The 13,827-nt window shown below is 72.4% G+C and carries 16 protein-coding genes and 1 tRNA gene; 5 read left to right on the forward strand and 12 right to left on the reverse strand.

Annotated features, from left to right (window positions below):
- Positions 1-197: 197 nt before the first annotated feature.
- Together ACILRH_RS02120 and ACILRH_RS02125 are read right to left on the reverse strand one after the other, a co-directional pair.
- A complete protein-coding gene (locus ACILRH_RS02120) occupies positions 198-2,054 on the reverse strand; it encodes an acyl-CoA dehydrogenase (protein WP_395690483.1) in 1,857 nt (618 codons plus the stop codon).
- Positions 2,055-2,228: 174 nt separating this feature from the next.
- A complete protein-coding gene (locus ACILRH_RS02125; RefSeq protein WP_395690484.1) occupies positions 2,229-2,807 on the reverse strand; it encodes a DUF2231 domain-containing protein in 579 nt (192 codons plus the stop codon).
- A gap of 163 nt (positions 2,808-2,970) precedes the next feature.
- Here ACILRH_RS02125 and ACILRH_RS02130 point away from each other — a divergent pair, with 163 nt between their 5' ends.
- Both ACILRH_RS02130 and ACILRH_RS02135 read left to right on the forward strand, forming a co-directional pair.
- Positions 2,971-3,912, forward strand: coding sequence for a sulfite exporter TauE/SafE family protein (locus ACILRH_RS02130; protein ID WP_395690485.1), 942 nt, complete (start codon positions 2,971-2,973; stop codon positions 3,910-3,912).
- Between the two features lie 61 nt (positions 3,913-3,973).
- Complete coding sequence (locus ACILRH_RS02135) at positions 3,974-4,432, forward strand: RrF2 family transcriptional regulator (protein WP_395690486.1); 459 nt, start codon at positions 3,974-3,976, stop codon at positions 4,430-4,432.
- Between the two features lie 32 nt (positions 4,433-4,464).
- Here ACILRH_RS02135 and ACILRH_RS02140 read toward each other — a convergent pair whose 3' ends face one another.
- The gene (locus ACILRH_RS02140; protein WP_395690487.1) at positions 4,465-4,797 is read right to left on the reverse strand and encodes a hypothetical protein; all 333 of its coding nucleotides are present in this window, start codon (positions 4,795-4,797) and stop codon (positions 4,465-4,467) included.
- Positions 4,798-4,888: 91 nt separating this feature from the next.
- Entirely contained in the window at positions 4,889-5,929 is a 1,041-nt protein-coding gene (locus tag ACILRH_RS02145) for an NAD(P)-dependent alcohol dehydrogenase (RefSeq protein ID WP_395690488.1), read from the reverse strand.
- 73 nt (positions 5,930-6,002) lie between these two features.
- Here ACILRH_RS02145 and ACILRH_RS02150 point away from each other — a divergent pair, with 73 nt between their 5' ends.
- Positions 6,003-6,680, forward strand: a complete 678-nt coding sequence (locus tag ACILRH_RS02150; RefSeq protein WP_395690489.1) for a TetR/AcrR family transcriptional regulator — start codon at positions 6,003-6,005, stop codon at positions 6,678-6,680.
- Positions 6,681-6,701: 21 nt separating this feature from the next.
- Positions 6,702-7,154 carry a nuclear transport factor 2 family protein gene (locus tag ACILRH_RS02155; protein WP_395690490.1) on the forward strand — a complete coding sequence of 151 codons (453 nt, stop codon included), beginning with the start codon at positions 6,702-6,704 and terminating at the stop codon, positions 7,152-7,154.
- Between the two features lie 8 nt (positions 7,155-7,162).
- On the opposite strand, the gene ACILRH_RS02160 is transcribed toward ACILRH_RS02155, so the two are convergent.
- From ACILRH_RS02160 to ACILRH_RS02180, 5 genes are all read right to left on the reverse strand, one after another.
- Positions 7,163-7,813 carry a DUF2461 domain-containing protein gene (locus ACILRH_RS02160; RefSeq protein WP_395690491.1) on the reverse strand — a complete coding sequence of 217 codons (651 nt, stop codon included), beginning with the start codon at positions 7,811-7,813 and terminating at the stop codon, positions 7,163-7,165.
- 29 nt (positions 7,814-7,842) lie between these two features.
- On the reverse strand, positions 7,843-8,946 hold the full coding sequence (locus ACILRH_RS02165; protein WP_395690492.1) for a hypothetical protein: 1,104 nt from the start codon (positions 8,944-8,946) through the stop codon (positions 7,843-7,845).
- Positions 8,943-10,268 (reverse strand): C39 family peptidase, encoded by a 1,326-nt coding sequence (locus ACILRH_RS02170; protein WP_395690493.1) that lies wholly within the window; start codon positions 10,266-10,268, stop codon positions 8,943-8,945. The genes ACILRH_RS02165 and ACILRH_RS02170 overlap by 4 nt, the downstream gene beginning before the upstream one ends.
- A gap of 321 nt (positions 10,269-10,589) precedes the next feature.
- Positions 10,590-10,665, reverse strand: a tRNA-Gly gene (locus tag ACILRH_RS02175).
- A 15-nt stretch (positions 10,666-10,680) separates the two neighbouring features.
- A complete protein-coding gene (locus tag ACILRH_RS02180) occupies positions 10,681-11,442 on the reverse strand; it encodes an SGNH/GDSL hydrolase family protein (RefSeq protein WP_395690494.1) in 762 nt (253 codons plus the stop codon).
- Positions 11,443-11,490: 48 nt separating this feature from the next.
- Between ACILRH_RS02180 and dcd the strand changes: the two genes are divergently transcribed.
- A complete protein-coding gene (dcd, locus tag ACILRH_RS02185; RefSeq protein ID WP_395690495.1) occupies positions 11,491-12,066 on the forward strand; it encodes a dCTP deaminase in 576 nt (191 codons plus the stop codon).
- 18 nt (positions 12,067-12,084) lie between these two features.
- On the opposite strand, the gene ACILRH_RS02190 is transcribed toward dcd, so the two are convergent.
- The 3 genes from ACILRH_RS02190 to ACILRH_RS02200 all read right to left on the reverse strand — a co-directional run bounded on the left by ACILRH_RS02190 (position 12,085) and on the right by ACILRH_RS02200 (position 13,734).
- On the reverse strand, positions 12,085-12,240 hold the full coding sequence (locus ACILRH_RS02190; RefSeq protein WP_395690496.1) for a hypothetical protein: 156 nt from the start codon (positions 12,238-12,240) through the stop codon (positions 12,085-12,087).
- 51 nt (positions 12,241-12,291) lie between these two features.
- Complete coding sequence (locus tag ACILRH_RS02195) at positions 12,292-13,113, reverse strand: DUF4097 family beta strand repeat-containing protein (protein WP_395690497.1); 822 nt, start codon at positions 13,111-13,113, stop codon at positions 12,292-12,294.
- A gap of 84 nt (positions 13,114-13,197) precedes the next feature.
- A complete protein-coding gene (locus tag ACILRH_RS02200; RefSeq protein WP_395690498.1) occupies positions 13,198-13,734 on the reverse strand; it encodes a pilus assembly protein HicB in 537 nt (178 codons plus the stop codon).
- Positions 13,735-13,827: the final 93 nt, after the last annotated feature.

Here is a 13,827-nt window from a genome sequence, read left to right on the forward strand (position 1 = left end):
GGTTCATCAGGGGATGCAGGTGAACCTGCACTTCCCGTGGTGGGCAGGCCGTGGGAGGTGCTGGTTCACCGACAGACCATGGTGAACCTGCGGTAGGTGGGCACGGGTGGCAGCCGCCCGACACCGGCCCGGAGACACACGACGGCCCGCCCGGGGTCCCGGGCGGGCCGTCGTGCTGGTCCGGCGTCGAGCGTCGGTCAGAAGGCGCTCTCGTCGAGCTCCATCAGGTCGAGGTCGACGGCCTCGGCGATCGCCCGCTCCGCGGTGATCTTCGGCAGCACGGTGCGCGCGAAGAACTGCGCCCCGGCGACCTTGCCCTCGTAGAACGCCTTGTCCTTGCCCGGGTCGCCGCCGAGCTTGTCCAGGGCGACCTCGGCCTGCCGCAGCAGCAGCCAGGCGCAGACCACGTCGCCGAGCACCATCAGCAGGCGGCTGGTGTTCAGGCCGACCTTGTAGATGTTGCGGACGTCGTCCTGGGCGCTCATCAGCTCGTTGATCATGTGGCCGACGATCGCCTGGGTGTCGTCCAGCGCCCGGGCGAGGAGCTCGCGCTCGTTCTTGAGGCGGCCGTTGCCGGCACCGCTCTCGATGAACGCCGAGATCTCGCCGGCCAGGTGGCCGAGCGCGGCGCCCTGGTCCTTGACGACCTTGCGGAAGAACAGGTCCTGACCCTGGATCGCCGTGGTGCCCTCGTAGAGGGTGTCGATCTTGGCGTCGCGGACGTACTGCTCGATCGGGTACTCCTGCAGGAACCCGGAGCCGCCGAAGGTCTGCAGCGACTCGGTGCCCAGCAGCACCCACGACCGCTCGGAGCCGTAGCCCTTCACGATCGGCAGGAGCAGGTCGTTGACCTTCTCGGCCAGCTCGTCGCGCTCACCCGCGTGCTCGGCGAGCATCACCTTGTCCTGCCACGACGCCGTGTAGAGCACCAGGGCGCGCATCGCCTCGGCGAACGACTTCTGGGTCATCAGCGACCGGCGCACGTCCGGGTGGTGGGTGATGGTGACCCGCGGGGCCGTCTTGTCCGCGGACTGCGTCAGGTCGGCGCCCTGCACCCGCTCCTTGGCGAAGTCGAGCGCGTTGAGGTAGCCGGTCGACAGCGTGGCGATCGCCTTGGTGCCGACCATCATCCGGGCGTTCTCGATGACCTGGAACATCTGCGCGATGCCCTGGTGCACCTCGCCGAGCAGGTAGCCGACGGCGGGCTCGCCGCCGCCCACCGACGGGTCGCCGAAGGTGACCTCGCAGGTGTTGGAGACCTTGATGCCCATCTTGTGCTCGACGTTGGTGACGTAGGCGCCGTTGCGCTCCCCGAGCTCGCCGGTCTCGAGGTCGAAGTGGTACTTCGGCACGATGAACAGCGACAGGCCCTTGGTGCCCGGGCCGCCGATGCCCTCGACGCCCTGCGGCCGCGCGAGCACCAGGTGGATGATGTTGTCGGACAGGTCGCTCTCGGCCGAGGTGATGAACCGCTTGACGCCCTCGATGTTCCAGGTGCCGTCCTCGTTGAGCGTGGCCTTGGACCGGCCGGCGCCGACGTCCGAGCCGGCGTCGGGCTCGGTCAGCACCATCGTCGCGATCCAGCCCTTGTCGATCATCAGCTGCGCGATCTTCTTGTCGCGCTCGGTGCCGTTGCGGTGGAGCACGCCGGCGAACATCGGGCCGGAGCCGTACATCCAGATGGTCGGGTTGGAGCCGAGCACCAGCTCGCCCATCGCCCAGCAGACGCTGGGCGGCGCCGGGGTGCCGCCCAGCTCGGCGAAGGTGCTCAGCCGCCAGAACTCGGCGTCCATCCAGGCCTTGTAGCTCTTCTTGTACGCCTCGCTCAGCGGGGCGGTGTTGGTCTGCGGGTCGAAGACCGGCGGGTTGCGGTCGGCCTCGACGAAGGACGCGGCGAGGTCCTCGCGCGCCAGCCGGTCGACCTCGGCGAGCACCTCGCGGGCGGTCTCGGCGTCGACCTCGCTGAACGGTCCCGTGCCCAGGACCTGGTCGCGCCCGAGCACCTCGAAGAGGTTGAACTCGATGTCGCGGATGTTGCTCTTGTAGTGGCTCACTGCCCCAACCTTCGCTGTGCGTGGACGGTACGCCTGACGGTACTCGTCAGTAACTTACATGGTACGTACCCGTCAGTAACCCCGCAACGGGAACGGGCCAAACCTGTCGCCGACGTGGTGTCGGCGACAGTGGTGACCGGTCTGGACCGGAGGAGGCCCTGGCGGGCGCGCGGGTCAGCGGACGATCGCCGCGGACGCGTCGGACCAGGCGGCCTTGGCGCCGCTGTGACCGATCCGCGCGACCTGGACCCCGGTGCCGATGGCGGCCAGCACCGCAAGGACGCCGACGACGGCGGTCAGGGTGCGGAACCGGTCGGGCGTGACCGCGGCGTGGGCGGCGGGTGCCGGGGCCGTGAGTGTCGCAGTCCCTCCGGTGGTCGCCGGGGTCGCGGGGGCGTCGGCGATGGCCGCCGTCTCGGGCACGCGGTGCCGGGCGCGGTCGAGCCACCAGAAGCCGGCCGAGAAGACGAACAACGCGATGGTGAGGGGCAGCAGCTGGTCGCCGAGCTCGGCGTGCCGCTCGACCAGGGCGCTCTCGCCGACCTGCTCCTCGAGGTTCTCGCCGCTGGCGGTCGACAGCGGGGTCAGCACGAGCGCGACCAGGCTCATCGCCATCGGCAGGGGACCCGCCCAGGCGCGGAAGCGCGGCCAGCACACCGCCAGGATCACCAGCAGCGCGGCCAGCGGCACGAGGACGGCCGTCGCGTGCACGATCAGGGGGTGCAGGGGAAGCCCGTAGATGGTGTCGGGCATGACGTCTCCTCTCGGGACTCAGGCGGCTCGCGGCTCCCACGGGCCGCCTCCCAGCCCACCCCGCCCCGGGTCGGGGCGCCAGGTGCGGAGGTCCCGGTCCGGCCGGGATTCCGGCCCGGTCGGCGGGTCGTGCCCTTGACAGCAGGGCCGTGTGTTAAAGACGATGAGATCGATTGACTTACTTCTCCAGAACTGGACCGTGATGCCCAAGCTCGTCCTCCTCGCCCTGGTCGGCTTCGCCGCCCAGCTGGTCGACGGCTCCCTGGGCATGGGTTACGGCGTCACCTCGAGCACCCTGCTGCTCGCCGCCGGGCTCGGTCCGGCCGCGGCCTCCGCCGCGATCCACGTCTCCGAGATCGGGACCTCGCTGGTGTCCGGCGCCGCCCACCAGGCGCTGGGCAACGTCGACTGGCGCACCGTGGGCATCCTCGCGGCACCCGGGTTCGTCGGCGCGTTCGTCGGGGCGACACTGCTGGCGAACGCCGACACCGGCACCGCCCGCATCGTCGTCGCGGTGATCCTCCTGGTGCTCGGGGCCTACGTGACGTGGCGGTTCCTCGTCCCGCAGCGGCTGCACTTCGAGGGCCGCATCTCCGCGCGCCTCCTGGCACCGCTCGGGCTGGTCGCCGGCCTCGTGGACGCGGTCGGTGGCGGTGGGTGGGGACCGGTCGGCACGACGACGATGCTCTCGTCGGGCCGGCTCGAGCCGCGCAAGGTGGTCGGGTCGGTCAACGCCGCGGAGTTCGTCGTCGCCGTCGGCGCCTCGCTCGGGTTCCTCCTCGCCCTCGGGACGCAGGGCGTGAGCTGGGCCTTCGCCGCCGCCCTGCTGGTCGGTGGGGTCCTCGCGGCTCCGGTGGCGGCCGTCGTGGTGCGCTACCTCCCGGCCCGCGTCCTCGGCGTGACCGCCGGCGGCCTGATCGTCCTCACCAACCTCACCACCCTCGCCGAGGTCGCGGGCGTCGAGCCGGTGACGACCGGTCTGCTCGCGGCGGTCACGGTGACGATGTGGGTGCTCTGGGTGTCCTGGGCCGTCAAGCTCGACCAGGCCGAGCGGTCGGGAGGAGGGCACCGGCCCGGCGACCTCGTCGCCGCCCGGCTGGACTGAGGGCCGCGCGCAGGAGCACAAGATCGACTGAACAAGTCGAGACATCTGACACACTGGACCCATGCGTGTCTCCGCCAAGTCCGACTACGCGCTGCGTGCCCTCATCGAGATGACCACGCGGGCCGACGGTCGCGCGGTGAGTGCGGAGGAGCTCGGTCGGCTCCAGGAGATCCCCCACGGGTTCCTCCAGGCGATCCTGGCCGACCTGCGCCGGGCCGGCATCGTGATGTCGCAGCGCGGTCAGTCCGGAGGCTGGCGGATGGGTCGTCCCGCCGACCAGGTGTCGGTCGCAGACGTGATCCGGGCGGTCGACGGGCCGCTGGTGTCGGTCTACGGCCTGCGCCCCGAGGCGGTCTCCTACAACGACACCGCCGACGTGCTCCAGCACGTGTGGATCGCCGCCCGGCGCTCGCTGCGCGACGTCTTCGAGAGCGTCTCGATCCAGCAGCTGGCCGACGGCCAGCTCCCCGAGGCCGTCACCTCCCGGACGGCGGACGAGGACGCCTGGCAGCCGCACTGACCGTGCTGCCCTGGGCCTGTCCGGGGCCGCCCCTAGTGCACCCGGTAGCCAGCGGAGTACTGGTGGTGTGGGTGGCTGGCGTCCGTGCAGTGCATGGACACGTCGCGCGTCCCGCGCATCGAGAAGGTGCACGTGTAGCTGTGGCGCCGGTGATGCGCCAGGTTCTCGATCAGGAGGTGCCTGGCGTGGTCGCACGAGATGGCGTGGGCACTGAGGCTGTAGACGTGGTAGCTCCCGACGTTGCCCGGTGCCGGGCACCCGGAGCGGGGGTACGGTGCGGCGGCGGGCGCCGACCAGACGCCGGTCGGTGCGACGAGTGTCGCGGCCGCGGCCGCCGCCACCAGGCCGAGGATGCGAGCTCTCATCGGTCCTCCTGGCGCTGCGACGCGGGACTCCGCCGAGGCTAACCGGCAACGGGTGCGACCGTCGCCGTGGTCTCGACCAGCAGGCCGGCGGTCACGCGGTCGGGCGCACCGCGATCGCGAGCTTGCCCACCACCCTGCCGCCGTCGAGCTCGGTCATCGCGACGCGAGACTCCTCGAGCGGGTGCACCGCGTGCACGGGTGGGCGAAGCACGCCGTCGGTGACCGCCTGCGCGAGCCGCGCCAGGTCGGCGGGCGCCTTCTCCCGGGCCGTCAGCATCACGAAGCGCTGTCGCGCGAGCAGCATCCGCAACGCCCAGCGCATCGGCCGGCCCAGGCCACCGGTCCAGTCGCCGCCGGTCTCGGCGCCGACGAAGACGATGGTGCCGCGCGGTGCGAGGACGCGGCGCAGGCGCCGCAGGTCGGTGCCGCCGGCGATGTCGACGACGACGTCGTACTGCTCGTCGCCCTCGGTGGGGTCCGTGGTCGCGTAGTCGAGGACCCGGGCCGCACCCCAACTCCGTACGGCGTCGGCCTTGGCCGCGCTGCACACGCCGGTCACAACGGCGCCGCGGGCCACGGCCAGCTGGACGACGTAGGAGCCCACGCCTCCCGAGGCGCCCGTGACGAGCACGCGGTCACCGGCACCGACGCGGGCGGCGTCGAGGGCGTGGAGGGCGGTCAGTCCCGAGATCGCCAGCACGGCGGCGGCTGTCGGCTCGGCGCCGGCGGGCTGCCGGCCGAGCTTGGCCTCGGCGGCCACGGCGTACTCCGCGAGCGAGCCCTGCGCCGAGCCGAAGACGAGGTCGCCGGGTCCGAACCGGGTGACGCCCTCGCCGACCCGGACGACCCGTCCGGCCACGTCGCGGCCCACGACGTAGTCGCCGCGCGGTCCGCGCCACCCGAGGAACAGCCGGACCAGCTGGGGGGTCCCGGTCATCAGGTGCCAGGTGCCCCGGTCGATGCCGGCGGCGTGGACCTCGAGCAGGACCTCGCCGCGGCCGGGCGAGGGGACGTCGATCCGCTCGTCGACGAGGACCTCGGGGCCGCCGTACCCGCGCTGGACGACCGCGTGCATCGTCGTCGGGAGGGTGTCGGTCGGGCGGGTCTCGGTGTGCTGGGTGGGTCGGGTCATCGGGGGCTCCTGGCCGGTGGGGACGTTAACGTACTTAGTACGATACTAAGTACGGTACTGCTAGGGTCGTCCCGTGTCCAGCCCCGGCCGCGCCCCGCGCAACTCCCTGACCCGGGACCGGGTGGTGCGGCAGGCGCTGGCCCTCGCCGACCGCGACGGCATCGCGGTGCTGACGATCCGGGCGCTGGCGGCCGAGTGCGGCGTGAAGCCCATGGCGATCTACCACCACATCGCCAGCAAGGAGGCGATCCTCGACGCGATCGTCGACGCGGTCTTCGAGGAGATCTACCTGCCACGGGCCGATCGTCCGTGGCGCGAGGAGCTCGCCCACCGCTCGCGGTCGATGCGCGAGGCCCTCGGCCGGCACCCCTGGGCGCAGTCGTTGATGGAGGCCAGGCGCAACCCCGGTCCCGCGAACCTCCAGGGCCACGAGGCGTGCCTGGAGGTGCTACGCACCCACGGTTTCTCCCTCCCCGCCACCGCGCACGCCTACGCGGTGCTCGACGCCTTCGTCTACGGGTTCTCCTTGCAGGAGGCGATGCTCGGCCAGATCGACCTCGAGAGCTCTGCCCCGGAGCTGATCGAGAGCATGGACTTGGCGCGCTACCCGCGCTTGATGGAGTTCGCGACCCAGCACGTGCTCGCGGAGGACTACTCGTTCGCCAGCTCGTTCGAGGTGGGGCTGGACCTGGTGCTCGACGCGCTGGAGCGGGTCCGGTCGGCGTACGGCGGTCCCGACGCGCCCGAGTAGAACGTGTTCTACCATGCCCGCATGATCACGTCCGACGCCATCACGTGGCACGCACCGAACGACCCGCACCCGGCCCGGGCGGCCTCGCAGCGCTCCTACTCGGCGGTCGCGAAGGGCGACCTCGCGGAGTGGCTGACCGTGTACGCCGAGGACGCGGTGCTCGAGGACCCGGTCGGCCCGTCCATGTTCGACCCGGAGGGACGCGGGCACCGCGGGCACGAGGGACTCACCGCGTTCTGGCACGCCGCGATCGAGCCGATCGCGTCGTTCGCCTTCGAGATCACCGAGTCGTTCGCGAACCCCGGGAGCAACACCTGTGCGAACCTCGGCCGGATCCGCACCACCCTGCCCGACGGGAGCCACACCACCACCGACCTGATCATGGTCTACGTCGTGCACGACGACGGCCGGGTCGCCTCGATGAAGGCCTACTGGGAGCCGGAGCGCACGATGGCGAGCTTCACCCCGGCCTGAGTCCCGGTTCAGTCGCGCACGTGCTCGGCGGCCCACTCGACCAGCGGGCGCAGGGCGCGCCAGTCGGCCCGGATCAGCTCGAGCACCGCGGGGGTGTGGATCACCGGCTCGAAGCCCAGCGACCGGCCCACCGTCAGTGACCGGTGGCGCAGCAGCTCGATCCGCGGGTGCGCGGCGTCGTACCCCCGTGGCGCGGTCTTGAGCCGGTCGCCCCCGACCTCGAACCCGGCCGCTTCCAGGGCGGAGAGGATGCCCTCCAGCTCGGGCCCGACGCGGTCGTGGGCGACCGCCTCGCGGTACGCCGCCAGCCGGGGGCCGCTCGCGTCGTAGAACCCGCCCCCGGTGCGGACGCCGCGCGGCGACAGCTCGACGTACCAGCCGGTGGCCTCGCCGGCCCGGACGAAGCCGCCCTGGTGGGTTTTGTAGGGCGTCTTGTCCGCGGCGAACCGCACGTCGCGGTAGGGACGGAAGATCTTCATCGGGCCGAACTCGGGCTCGAGCGCGGCGGCCAGCGCCTGGAACGGCGCCTTCACCGACTCCGCGTAGACCTGCTTGTGCGCCTCCCAGAACGACTTGGTGTTGTCGACCTCGAGATCGTCGTAGAAGTCGAGCGCGGCGACGGGGAAGCCGCCGAAGGGCTGCTGGGCGGAGGCGGGCACGGCGGCCACGTTAGCCACCGCGTCCCGGCTCACGACAGGGCGGCGGTCACCTGCTCGTCGCCGGCCTCGGCCATCGCCGTCACCGTGATGGCGTCACCGCCACAGCGGGGGGCGGTCAGGAACGCGTGCCCGCCCGGCGAGCGGTAGGCGACCGACAGTCCGTCGGCGGCGGACCACCGCATCAGGGCGGCGGGGTCGCCGTCGCGCTGGGGGTCGCGGACGAACCAGGCAGCGCCCGCGCACCACACCAGCGTGCCCGACGTCCCGGGGCCGAGGTCGGCGTCCTGGCCGCCGGCGCTGGCGTGGAAGTGGGCCTCGGCGACGCGGTGCTCGTCGGTGACCACCGACCACACGGCGCCGTCGTCGGTGCGCACGCCGTCCCAGGCGTGGCAGTCGGGCACGCCCGGGAAGGGTGTTGCGCTCGCGCCGTCGAGGGCGAGCAGCGTCCGGCACGACGGGTGTCCGGAGTCGAACCCCTGGACCGAGTCGCCGCCCGGGCCGACGTGCGCGCCGCTGAAGCCGTGCCGCTTCGCCGCGCACCAACCGACGGTCGAGGTGCGCGCGGCCAGGTCGACCGTGGCGACACAGTAGGCGCCCTTGCTGACGGTCGCGTGCAGGAGGTGACCCGCGCCGAGTGCCCAGGTGCCGCCGTTGGTGGTCGGTACGTCGGAGGAGCCGTCGATCGCGAAGCCCTTGCCCGTCGCGAGGTCGGTGACCTGGGCGATGCTGGGCTGCTGCTCGGTGCGGTCCTGCAGCACCACGACGGCCCAGTCGCGGTCCAGGAGCGCGTCGCTGACCCGGAAGCCGGCCCGGCCGCCGCCCGAGGAGCCGTTCGGTCCGTCCAGGGACCAGCCGGCGCCGTTGCCACGCACCCGCAGCGTCCAGCCGCCGCCGGTGGTGACGGTGTCCCGGACCGGCCCGGGGACCGGCTGCCAGTCCAGCGGTCCGCCGCCACCGGTCGTGGTCGGTGGCGACGAGACCGGTGTGCTGGCCGACGTGGCCGGCGTCGTCGACGGGCTGCTCGGGCCGGCGCTCGCGGTGTCCGTGGGAGCCGGCGTCGAGCCGGGGTCGCTGCCGCCGCAGCCGGTCAGCGTGAGAGCGAGGACCGCGACGGCGTACCGGATCCGCATCACACGCCGACGTTGTGGGCGTAGTGGGCGAGGTTGGCCCGGTAGCTGCTGTAGGCGTCGCGCCACTGGACCCGGGCGATGTAGGGCTCGGAGGGGTCGAAGCGCTGCTGGTTCCAGGGCTCGAAGTAGCTGATCTGGTTGGGCTTGCGGCCGCGCTTGGCGTAGCCACGCCCGACCTGGTAGTGCCCGGACGCGTCGTCGTCGAGGTAGGGGTAGAAGCGCTTGAGCAGGATCGGGTGGAGGACCACCGGCGCCCGGTAGTCGGCGATGTGGCGCTCCATGAGGACCATCCACTGGCCGTAGGTGTACTTGCCGACGTCGAGCACGACGTAGGGACCGGCGCGGGTGGGGCCGTCCCAGCCGGTCGCCCGGTTGACGACGCGGACCATGTCGTTGATCGAGGTGCCGCTCGTGGTCGTGCCGAGGACGTCGGCCCAGTGCTGCTGGCTGCGCGGCTTGTGGTGCCAGCCCCAGGCGATCATCTGCATGGACGTGGGCCCGCACCAGTAGGTCATGGTCTGCTCGGCGACATCCTTGGGGTCCAGGATCGTCGACCGCGACGGGTAGCGCGAGCCGTCGGCAGAGGGCGGCGCCTTGGTGGTCGGTGCGGAGGCCGTCGCGGACGGATGCCGGGTGGGGGACCTCGTCGGGCTCGGCGAGCGGGTCGGGCTGGGCGTGCGGGTGGGCACGGCGGTGTTGGGCACGCGGGCCGGGACGGCGGTGGTCGAGGCGCGCGCCTCGGGGTGGCGCTCGAGGAAGCCGGCGGGCAGCGGCACGCCCTCGATCTCGTGGCGCAGCAGCCAGACCTTGGCGATCGAGCGGGCGGCGGCGGTGAGCTCGGCGCGGTCGGCGGCGGCCCGCTCGGTGGGGCTCATCGCGGCGCGGCGCAGCAGGGCGGCGTGGGCGTCGAGGTCACCGGTGTTGATCGTGCCGGCGGTCCGGCGCGCGACCGCGACCCGGGCGGCAGTGGCGGCCCGGGCCGCCACCTCCTCCGGAGAGTCCTCGGTCCAGCCCGTGCCGAGGCAGTAGCGCTGGCCCTCGAACTCCGCGCAGCGCACGAGTGAGGCGGCGAGCTGGTCCGGCGCCGTACGGGCGCTGACCCGGCCGACGGCGCGGTCGGCAGCCACCACGCGGTCGATCTCGGCGCGGGCGGCCGCGGTGACGGGCGAGAACCCCGCGGTGCGGGCCGGACGCAGCCGGCTGGCCTCGTGGTCGCCGGACGGCTCCAGCCCACCGTGCTCCCCACCCCCTCGTGGGACCAGCGGGGTGAGGGCGAGCAGCAGCACCAGGGCGCCGAGGACGATGAGCAGCGTGCGGCGAGACATGGGTGGTCGACCTCGAGACAAGCGGGGAAGGGGTCACCCCACTGTCACCTCTGGTCACTTGAATCGTCAAGCGACACTCCCGTCACAGGTGTGGTGGGGCGGTGCTGGTCACCTCCGTCGCAGCTTCATCAGGGGATGCAGGTCAACCTGCACTTCCCATGGTGGGCAGGCCGTGGGGCGTGCAGGTTCGACAACAGACCATGATGAAGCTGCGCCAGGTGGGCGAGCGGATGACAAGGCTCGAACTCGCGACATCGACGGTGGGCAGAGCGTCGCGCTCGCGACACGTGCGAAGGCCCGCCGCGGGGGCGGGCCTTCGTGTGGAGCGGATGACGAGGCTCGAACTCGCGACATCGACCTTGGGAAGGTCGCGCTCTACCAACTGAGCTACATCCGCAGGACGCGGGCGATACTAGTCGATCGGTGCCAGGGCCGGGCGCTTCGGGTCGACCAGGTCGCCGGACGAGCGGCCGGTGAGCCGGCGGTGCACCCAGGGCACGAGGAACTCACGGGTCCAGCGGGCGTTCTCGGCGACCTTCTCCCGGCGGGTGAGCACGGGGATCGGGGCCAGCGGCGGTGGGGTGAGGTCATGCGCGACGCCGAGGGCGTCGAGCACCCGCATCGCCATCATCGTGTGGCCGGCGGTGTTGAGGTGCATCCGGTCGGTGTCCATGACGACGGGCAGCTCGACGTCGCGCATCCGCCACATGTCGACCAGGGTCGCGTCGTGCCGGTCCGCGATCTCGCGGGCCCACTCGTTGAAGAGAGCGAACCGCCCGCGCATCCCGGCGAACACCCCGGAGGTACCCGGGTCGAAGAGCGTGAACAGCACGACCCGCGCGCCGCTGGCGGTCAGCTGGCCGATCGCCTGGTCGTAGCGCGACGCGAGCGCGTCGAGGTCCACCTTCGGCCGCAGCACGTCGTTGCCGCCGCCGTGGATGGTGACGAGGTCGGGCCGGAGGGCGAGTCCGGGGGCCAGCTGCTCGTCGAGGATCGCGGGCAGCTTGCGCCCGCGGATCGCCAGGTTGGCGTACCGGAAGTCCGGGTCCAGGGTGGCCAGGTGCTCGGCGACCCGGTCCGCCCAGCCGCGCAGCCCGTTGGGCCGGGTGGGGTCGGGGTCCCCGACGCCCTCGGTGAAGGAGTCGCCCAGGGCGACGTACCGCCTGAAGGTCACGCTCCATCGTCCCGCACGGCCCCCGGCGGCCACCGGTAGGGTGCCACCGTGCTGCTCTCAGACCGCGACATCGTCGCTGAGATCGACGCCGGCCGGATCGCGATGGAGCCGTACGACGCCGGCATGCTCCAGCCCTCGTCGATCGACGTCCGGCTGGATCGCTACTTCCGGGTCTTCGAGAACCACAAGTACCCGCACATCGACCCGGCGGCCGACCAGTCCGACCTGACCCGGGTGGTCGAGCCCGACGGCGACGACCCGTTCATCCTGCACCCCGGGGAGTTCGTGCTCGGGTCCACCTACGAGGTGGTGACCCTCCCCGACGACATCGCCGCCCGGGTGGAGGGCAAGTCGTCGCTGGGCCGCCTCGGGCTGCTCACCCACGCGACCGCGGGCTTCGTGGACCCCGGGTTCAGCGGCCACGTCACCCTGGAGCTGGCCAACGTCGCCACGCTGCCCATCAAGCTCTACCCGGGGATGAAGATCGGGCAGTTCTGCTTCTTCCGGCTGTCCTCGCCCTCGGAGCACCCGTACGGCTCGGCGAAGTACGGCTCGCGCTACCAGGGCCAGCGGGGTCCGACGCCGTCGCGGTCGTTCCAGAACTTCCACCGCACCAGCATCTGAGCCCGGTCGGTACGTCGCTCAGCCGTCGATCCGGTCGGCGAAGCGGCGCAGCCGCTGCGCCAGCAGGTGTCGGTGGGCGGTGGCCGGGATCTTGGGCGCGCCGGCGCGCGCGATGCGCTCGGCGAGCTGCTGGCGGTTGGCCTCGGCCTCGAGGGTGAGGTTCATCTGGTCCATGACGTGCTCCTCCTGCGGGTGGGTGTACTGGGTGTGCTGGGGGCGGGCCGCTCAGACCTCGGTGAGGACGACGTCGCCGCTGACGACCTTCGCCCGCAGCTCCAGGTGGTCGGCCCCGTCCTCGGGCCGGCCCGCGGACTGCAGGTCGGACCGGATCCGACCCGAGACCGTGGAGATGTCGGTCCACACCGGGAGACCGGCCGGTACGCCGACCCGCACGTCGCCCGAGGCGCCCTTGGCCGTGAGCCGGCCGCGCCGGGCGGTGTGGACGACGAGGTCGCCGCTGCCCGTGCTCATGGTGAGGTCGGTCTCGGCCTCGCCGACCTTGACGTCGCCCGAACCGGTCTTGACGACCACCTGGCCCCGGGTGTGGCCCAGCGCGATCTCGCCCGATCCGGTGGAGACGACCAGCGAGGCGGCGGCGTCGGTGACGTCGACGTCACCGGAGCCGCTCTTGACGCGCGCGTCGGCGCGCACCTCGCCCAGGCGGATGTCGCCGGACCCGGTCTCGACCAGCAGGGGGCCGGCGGCGACGGCCAGGGCGACGTCGCCCGACCCGCTCTTGACCTGACCCGAGCCGACCACGCCCGAGACGGCCACGTCGGCGCTGCCGGTCTTGATCGCGAGGTCGCTGCCGGTCGGCAGGGTCACGCGGACGTCGACGCCGTGGTCGGCGCCGAAGAAGCCCCACTGCTTGGGGCCGATGACGCTGACCCGGTCGCCGTCCTGGCGGACCTCGACCTGGTCGGCGTCGCGGCCGGTCACCTCGACGGTGGTCGTGGCGGTCTCGGTCGCGGTGATGCTCACCGAGCCCTTGCCGATCTCGGTGACCAGGTGCACGGGGCGGTCGGTCTGGAAGGTGTGGTCGGTCATGTCTCTCTCCCTTGTCGAGGGTGTGGTCGTCTGCGGGGCCGGCCGGTGCCGGTCCCGTGGTGCTTCTCCGCTGGCGCGTCTCCGCTAGACCCAGCCGGTCATCCGGCGGTTCCCGCGCTTGGCGGTGAACGGGTCGGGGCCGCCGCCGAGGAAGGGGATGCTGGACAGGTCGATGTCGACGTTGACCGCACCCTCACGGGTCGCGGCGCGCACGACGTTGACCAGCCAGGTGTTCAGCGAGCTGCCGGACCTCGCGGCGAGCTCCTCGGCGCGGGTCTTGACCGACTCGGGGATGCGCAGCGTGATCCTGGCGACGGTGCCGTCGTCCTCGGTCTCCTCGTCGGCGGGCTGCGCCGGGGCGGCTGCGGCCGCCGGGACGGGTGCCTCGTGCACCACGAAGGCGAGCTCGCGACCGTCGAGGCGGACGTCGACGGCACCGTCGCGCATCTCGGCGGTGATCTCGGCGGCGGCCTGGCTGACCGCCTCCATCAGGGCCAGCCGGGCGGCCGGGTCGAGCGCGAAGCCGAGTCGCTCGGTCAGCTCGCCCGCCTCCGGCCCGACGGCGTCGGCCGCGGCGACCAGGTCGCGGCGGAGTGCGTCGACGTACGGCGTGATGTCCATGTGCACCACAGTGACACCATCGTGATGTCATGTCAAGCACCAGATGACGTCAGGCCGGTGCGAGGTGGTGGCAGGCCGGCTCCGATGTTTGCG

Source organism: Nocardioides sp., assembly GCF_044226765.1.
GTDB lineage: Bacteria > Actinomycetota > Actinomycetes > Propionibacteriales > Nocardioidaceae > Nocardioides.

What these genes read in the sequence shown, in the direction of transcription:
- ACILRH_RS02130 (WP_395690485.1), top strand. Translation starts at nt 2,971, where the DNA reads ATGAGATCGATTGACTTACTTCTCCAGAACTGGACCGTGATGCCCAAG.
- ACILRH_RS02135 (WP_395690486.1), top strand. Translation starts at nt 3,974, where the DNA reads ATGCGTGTCTCCGCCAAGTCCGACTACGCGCTGCGTGCCCTCATCGAG.
- ACILRH_RS02195 (WP_395690497.1), bottom strand. Translation starts at nt 13,113, where the DNA reads ATGACCGACCACACCTTCCAGACCGACCGCCCCGTGCACCTGGTCACC.
- ACILRH_RS02140 (WP_395690487.1), bottom strand. Translation starts at nt 4,797, where the DNA reads ATGAGAGCTCGCATCCTCGGCCTGGTGGCGGCGGCCGCGGCCGCGACA.
- ACILRH_RS02125 (WP_395690484.1), bottom strand. Translation starts at nt 2,807, where the DNA reads ATGCCCGACACCATCTACGGGCTTCCCCTGCACCCCCTGATCGTGCAC.
- ACILRH_RS02155 (WP_395690490.1), top strand. Translation starts at nt 6,702, where the DNA reads ATGATCACGTCCGACGCCATCACGTGGCACGCACCGAACGACCCGCAC.
- ACILRH_RS02170 (WP_395690493.1), bottom strand. Translation starts at nt 10,268, where the DNA reads ATGTCTCGCCGCACGCTGCTCATCGTCCTCGGCGCCCTGGTGCTGCTG.
- ACILRH_RS02190 (WP_395690496.1), bottom strand. Translation starts at nt 12,240, where the DNA reads ATGGACCAGATGAACCTCACCCTCGAGGCCGAGGCCAACCGCCAGCAG.
- ACILRH_RS02145 (WP_395690488.1), bottom strand. Translation starts at nt 5,929, where the DNA reads ATGACCCGACCCACCCAGCACACCGAGACCCGCCCGACCGACACCCTC.
- ACILRH_RS02200 (WP_395690498.1), bottom strand. Translation starts at nt 13,734, where the DNA reads ATGGACATCACGCCGTACGTCGACGCACTCCGCCGCGACCTGGTCGCC.